Below are 6,748 nucleotides of genomic sequence, written 5' to 3' on the forward strand. Positions count from 1 at the left end.
ATGATTTCAGTTCCTTGCGCCTCTGGTCATCCGGAATACTGTCAAACAGGATTTGCAGGCGGTCTGCCTCATAGTTCCATACCAGCGTTCCGCCTTCAAATTTCAGTTCACGGTTTTCCCGTTCTCTGATTTCCTGAAGTTTCAGTCTGGCCTGGCGTGCCATTTCCGGCAGTTGGAAGAAACGGTTCCGCGGAGTGATAACCGGTTTCTTGCATTGCGCATTGAAGTCTGTAATGAAGTCTACCGCTTTCTGTACGATTTCCACTTCTCCTTTTCCTGCATAGGTGCTTACCTTATTAAGGATACTGCTGACAAACAAGGCACGGCTGTATCCTCTTGCTTTACCGGTATCAATATCATGAATGGTCTGTGCGCTGCTTGCAATGTCACGCTTTAGGCGGTTCCATGCCTCTTCCTGCTTCTGTTCTTCCGGTTTGGCAGCCTCTTTCATCCTTTCCATGGCAGCCTTGAAGCGGTTACGCCAGTCATGAAATTCATCAAATCTGTTCTGGTATGCATCTAAGGCCTTGTTGTTGCGCTGGCAGTTGAATTTGGCAGGCCCTGTCACCATTGGACTGGCACATCGTGAGAGACTGCCCAGCAAGGCGGAGAACTTGCTATGGTATGCACTGACATACTCGTTCTGCTTTTCTTCCGGAATCAGTTTCAGATCCTCTACAAGTTGTTTTTCATATTGCATGATGTCTGTTTCCGCCCTTGCTTCAGGTTCGAAGGAACTCCATCTGTACGCGTTATAAGCAGTATCAAGCAGATCCTCCAGATAGCCGGGATACAGGAATTCCACAGCTTCCCATTTTTCAAATTCAGACGGGTGCAATTCTGTTTCCCCGTCTGCCGTTTCGATGGTGTGTACATAGGAGCCCATTCCCGTACAGCGCTTACGGAAATGAAAAAGGACGGCTTCGTCATCCGTCCCTTGTTCTCTGATTTTCTTCACTCGGTAAGCATTCTTTCTTGTCAACGTGATAACCGTCTGTTTTCCGGTCTTGTCCTTCATGAGGTCTGCTACTGTACCTTCACATACCTTCTTTCCAACTTCTTCAGTCATATTCTTTTATTTAAATTAGACATGACCGGCTCCGTGGAGCCAGTATTTCAATTTCTTACTGGCCCGGCTGTTCTTTGCCAATGACCGGTGCAAGGCTTGGCGGAAAAAAATACCGGAGCGAAGCGAGGATGATTTTTTTCCAGCCAACCAGCCCGACAGGGCCGCCTTGCACAGTCAGTGGCAAAGGGCGATATTTGCTGTAAGAAATGAAATAATGGTATATATAATAAGGAGTATTATTTATAATCCCATCTTGCTCCTTACTATATTCATGTTGTCCTTCAGGTTCCTGTCCATGACTCTTGCATAATGTTGTGTCATTCTTGTGGATGCATGTCCGAGCATGGCAGACACCTCCTGTAATGGAACGTTGTTGGCCAGCGTGACGGTAGTAGCAAACGTATGTCGGGCTGCATGTGTGGTCAGATTCTTTTTGATGCCGCAGAAGTCCGCAATCTCCTTCAGGTAGCTGTTTGCCTTCTGATTGCAGACAACAGGAAGGCATGTCCCTTGTTTAAGACATATAGGATGTGATTCGTATTTCTTCAGTATTGCCAATGGAACAGGAAGAAGTGGAACATTTGCTATGGAACTTGACTTTCTTCTTCTCTCCAGTTTTACACGTCCTTTTCTTATCCACCAGTCACCGTTATTGTCCTGCTCCAGATGTTCCGGTCTTAATGTGGATACATCAGCGAACGCCAGACCGGTGAAGCACGCAAACAAAAAGATGTCCTTGACAAGCTCCAGCCTCGGAATATCGAAATTCCTGTTCATTATAGCCTGAAGCTCGTTATTTGTCAGGAATACCGGATCAGTCTCGTCCTGTTCCATCTTATATCCGTAAAACGGGTCTTTCCGCATCCATTCTTTGGCTATTGCCATATTGGTGATTTTCTTCAGGCATTTCATGTAGCGGACTATTGTGTTGCGGCACAGTCCGGCTTCTGTCTTCAGGAAAACATCAAAAGCCTTGATGAAATCAGGGGAAAGTTCATGGAATGTAATATCATCCTTCTCATAAAAGCGCGGCACAAACGTTTCAAGTTTTCTGAGCACATTCTTATAACGGTTGATGGTGACGGGAGAATAGTCTATATCAACAACCTTTTCCATAGAGGAAATTTCTTCTTTGACTGTTCCAAGTAATGTCCGGACAGTCTCATCCTTTCCGAACACACGCTTTAATATCGTCTTTGGAGTTATCAGTGCCGATTCAAAGGTCAGTTCCTTGTGCTTTTCGTATGCGCGTGTAGTGAGGGCGGAAATATAGTTATTCAATTCGATGGAAGCCCTGTCTTTTCCTTTGCTGCATCCCTTGGCCGGATTCCAGTTCTTTAATGGAACGCTTCTCTGTATTCTTATTTCTTCATATTGCCCGTTGATGGTAATCCTCATTAGGATTGGGGCCTCGCCATTTTTCAGCAGTTTTGTTTTCAGAACGAAAAATAGAATGTTCATTGTTCCTTGTTTCATGATCATTTTCTTTTTGAAGTTGCACATTCGGTTATTTCGTCAATCCTGAATTGAGCGGATGGCTGGAGAGAAATGTTAAATTCGGTGGCTTTTATTATTGCCGGCTCTAAAAAACCACCGATTTTTGTTTCTCTTACTATTATCCGCCTGTAGGTACAATCATTATCATCGGATAAGAAAGCCTGTAGCAGACGTTGTATTTCATCCGTCATTCAGTAGGGTATGCAAATGTAGAATTTCATCCCTGAAAATGATTCACGCAAATCGTTGAGAATAAGTGAAGTATGGTACATATCGGTGGTTTTTTCATGGGACTCAAAAAAAGCCACCGAATCAGCAATTTTTTATTGCACCAAATTGCATATTTTTGCGGACAGTACATAAAGAAAAAACCGCTGAAATAACTGTATTTCAGCGGTTTTCATGATTTTTCGTTTTGTAAAAGTGGTGCCACCAGGAATCGAACCGGGGACACAAGGATTTTCAGTCCTTTGCTCTACCAACTGAGCTATGGCACCGTTGTTTTTCAAATGCGATGCAAAGGTATGGTATTATTTTTATATATCAAAATGTTTTAGTGAAAAATTTAAGAAAAAACATGCTTTTTGATATGCTTTTATTGGAAAAGCATCAAATATGAGTCTTTTTAGGTGATTGACATTGTCAAAGTACCACAAATATGGTAACTGGTTTTTGAATGGTGAGAAATCTCACTTTTGGGATAAACTACGGACATGTTTTCTAATACGGTAATGTGTGAAAATAATGTATAAAAACGAATAGACGAGAAAGATTTATTTCATATTTGCATCGTAATATCAGTAATAAAATATCCAATGGTGTATAATATAACTAAACCTTCATTATCTGTGTTTCTGGCAATGGTTGTATCAGTTTTGCTCGTTTATGTGTTCGATGCTTTTTCTGTTACCAGGTAATGTTTTTTATATGTTTATGCAGTAACGGTATACGTCTCATCAAGAGAGATTATCTGAGTACAGATTTCGGCTTTCTTATAGTCTTATAAAGAAGTTCTGATTTCTTAAAAAAAAAATTGGTAATATTTTTGTATTTCCTACAGAAAGTATATCTTTGTAAAAAAATAAAAAAACAAAGGGATAATAACAATCTTAAACTTTGCTTGCAGTCAAAGAGGGAAGGGGAGCGGGCAAGTTGGAGAAGATATTGGAAGTTGTTTGAAGTTAGAGGAAGTTAAGAAAATAGAAGTTAGGGGAGGTAAGGTTTAGAGCTATATTTCCTTTGGCTCTTTATTTTTACTTGACTTATAAACTTAAACAGCTTATACCAAATCAGTTATTTATGAAACAAACATTGATTATTATAATCCTTGTATTCTTTGTATCATGTGTGGGGCATAATGAAAATATGTCCTATTCAAATCATATTCAGCAGATTGACAGTATTGTATCAGCCGGCATAAACAAAGATAGCCTCGAGATCATTTTGGCAGGTTATAAGGCAGGGCGTGACGATGTGGAGAGAATGGTTCTAATGAGGGAGCTTGGCAGAGCCTATCGCGAGTCTTCCGATTTTGGCAAAGCCCTGGATTATCACGAGGAGGCACTGTCGCTGGCAAAAGAGCTGAAAGACACTTCAAATATCATATTCATACTTAATCAGCTTGGAACAGATTTCCGGCGTATGGGCGCGTTGAACGAAGCCGCCGAGAAACATTACGAGGCACTGTCATACTGTGGCAAATATAGCGACCGGTCTTCGCCGGGGGCACAAAAACAGAGGGTGGTATCGCTCAACGGGATAGGAAACGTGCATCTTTCCCTTCAGAATTACGATGCCGCTGAAAGTGTTTTCAAGTCTGCGCTTTCAGGTGAGAAGAGGCTTGGAAGCCATCTCGGACAAGCCATAAACTACGCCAACATAGGTTACGTGAAAGAAGCCAATGGGGATAAAGATTCGGCGTGGATATATTATGAATATTCCATGGAGCAAAACCGCCTTGCAAATTCAAAACTCGGCATATCATTGTGTTACAATCATTTCGGACGGCTCTCGGAACAGGATGGCGATTACGCCAAGGCATTGGAATCATATAAAAATTCTTATGCCCTGATGTATGGAAGCAACGACAAATGGCACTGGCTGGAATCGTGCTTTTCGATAGTGAGAGTATATCTTGCGATGGGGAAAACGGCGGATGCGCGTGCCTATCTCGACGAGGGATTGAGAACGGCCATGGAGATAAAGTCTCCGGAACATATTGCGGACGCATATCACCTGAAGGCACAGTTCGAGGAGAAAACAGGCAATTACAAGGCATCGATTGAAAACTACAGGAAACATTTGGAATATACAGACAGTATAACCAAGGAAAAGGATATAAACCGGATGAACAATCTCCGTGTGAACTATATAACGGAAAAAGGGAACAGGGAGAAAGAAACCGTTAATCAGGCATACGTCAGCGAGCAGCAGAAAAAAGAGACGGCATTTTATTTTCTGATTATTGTAGCGCTCGGCTCGGCAATAGCGATTGCATCCCTTGTTTACGTCATGAGGGTCAGGGCAAAAATGCAGAATGTCATCAGAAAAGCCAGCCTTGCAAGACAGGAATTCTTCACCAATGTCACTCATGAGTTCCGTACCCCTCTCACTGTTATCCTCGGATGTGCGGAAGAGTTGAAATCCCAAACCGTGAACAAGGAAGCGGCAGCGGAAATAGATGCCATATCAAGGCAGGGACACAGGCTTCTGACTCTGGTAAACCAGCTTCTGGATATAGCCAAAGTACGGTCGGCTATAGGCAATGCTGACTGGAAAACCGGAAATATTACGGCTTTCATCCAGATGGTTATAGAGAATGTACGTCCACAGGCCGTTAAAAAACTTATTGACATAGAGTATCGTGCCGGCGAGAAAGAAGTGGATATGGATTTCGTGCCGGAATTCATGTATAAGATTATGACCAACATACTGTTCAATGCCCTGAAATTCACGCCCAAAGGAGGAAGGATAACCATCTGTAGCAGGGTGGCGGAGAAAAACATCATGATTAGTGTGGAGGACAACGGTTGCGGCATAAAGCCGGAAGACATACCTCTGGTTTTCGAACCTTTCTTCCGCTCGGACTCAAATTCCTCGGGCGGTTCCGGAATAGGACTTGCTTTGACCAAACAGATGACGGAGGCTATGGGAGGCAGCATAGAGGTGTCAGGCAGACAGGGGGAAGGTGCCAAGTTCACAATCCTCATTCCGATAAGGCACGGAGAGAAAGGGTTTGAAAAATGGATTCCGGAACCCGATGTGAGACCTGAGAGCCGGGATATAGTGGAAACGGAGGATAATAAGCCGACTGCCGGCCACGACGATGTCATTTCAAAAGAAGCGGACATCGCATTGGTGGTAGAGGACAATGAGGACATAGCCCGTTACATCGGAAATATCATCAAGGACAGATTCACAATAGTATATGCCCATAATGGCAGGGAGGGAATAATCAAGGCGCAGGAATATATTCCAGATGTCATCATAACGGACATTATGATGCCGGAATGCGACGGACTGGAGATGACGCGCGAAATAAGGAAATCCGACCTGCTGAACCATATACCGGTGATTATTGTCACGGCAAAAAGCGACGACGCGCACAAGCTGCAGGGGCTTGACTGCGGAGCGGACGCCTATCTGATAAAACCGTTCAATCCGGACGAACTGAAACTGAGAATAGACAAGTTGATTGACTACCGCGACATGCTCAGAAAGAAATACAGCCGGATGATGGGCGACGGCAATGAGATTTCCAAGGAGCAGGACGCTCCGGAGGAAGAGAAGAGATTCCTTGTGAAGCTCAACGGTATCATTACCTCAAATATATCTCTTTCAAATCTGAATTCCGAAATGCTTGCCGACGGAATGTGCCTCAGCAAATCGCAGCTTAACAGGAAAATAAAGTCGATGACGGGGATAAATACAGCCGCCTATATCAAGCAATTCAGGCTGGCACATGCCGAGATTCTGCTCAGAGATCCGGAAAAGGCAATAGGGGATATTGTGCTGATGTGCGGTTTTGAATCTGCAAGCTATTTCACAAAACTATTTTATTACTGTCCGCTAAAGACGTGAATTCCCTCCCAACTTGCTGAAATAGATAAGTTGGGAGTTATTTTCATATCAGACAAGCCCCTCTTATGAGCTTATTACCTCCTTAGGTGGTGGTTCTGCTGC

Annotated in this window: 3 protein-coding genes and 1 tRNA gene; 1 reads left to right on the plus strand and 3 read right to left on the minus strand. The window is 43.4% G+C overall.

Features of this window, described 5'->3' with window-relative positions; translation table 11 throughout:
- The 3 genes from I6E11_RS13915 to I6E11_RS13925 form a co-directional block, all read right to left on the minus strand.
- Window positions 1-1,069 (minus strand): hypothetical protein (locus I6E11_RS13915; RefSeq protein WP_235338744.1); only part of this gene is annotated, 1,069 nt, incomplete at its 3' end.
- Window positions 1,070-1,309: 240 nt separating this feature from the next.
- Window positions 1,310-2,545 carry a site-specific integrase gene (locus I6E11_RS13920; RefSeq protein WP_022510352.1) on the minus strand — a complete coding sequence of 412 codons (1,236 nt, stop codon included), beginning with the start codon at window positions 2,543-2,545 and terminating at the stop codon, window positions 1,310-1,312.
- Between the two features lie 445 nt (window positions 2,546-2,990).
- Window positions 2,991-3,063, minus strand: a tRNA-Phe gene (locus I6E11_RS13925).
- A gap of 802 nt (window positions 3,064-3,865) precedes the next feature.
- Here I6E11_RS13925 and I6E11_RS13930 point away from each other — a divergent pair.
- Window positions 3,866-6,646 carry a hybrid sensor histidine kinase/response regulator transcription factor gene (locus tag I6E11_RS13930; protein ID WP_235338745.1) on the plus strand — a complete coding sequence of 927 codons (2,781 nt, stop codon included), beginning with the start codon at window positions 3,866-3,868 and terminating at the stop codon, window positions 6,644-6,646.
- Window positions 6,647-6,748 lie beyond the last annotated feature (102 nt).

This window comes from Bacteroides caecigallinarum (assembly GCF_021531075.1).
Taxonomy (GTDB): Bacteria; Bacteroidota; Bacteroidia; order Bacteroidales; family Bacteroidaceae; genus Phocaeicola; species Phocaeicola caecigallinarum_B.

Coding starts and splice junctions, on each gene's coding strand:
- I6E11_RS13920 (WP_022510352.1), bottom strand. CDS start 2,545: ATGAAACAAGGAACAATGAACATTCTATTTTTCGTTCTGAAAACAAAA.
- I6E11_RS13930 (WP_235338745.1), top strand. CDS start 3,866: ATGAAACAAACATTGATTATTATAATCCTTGTATTCTTTGTATCATGT.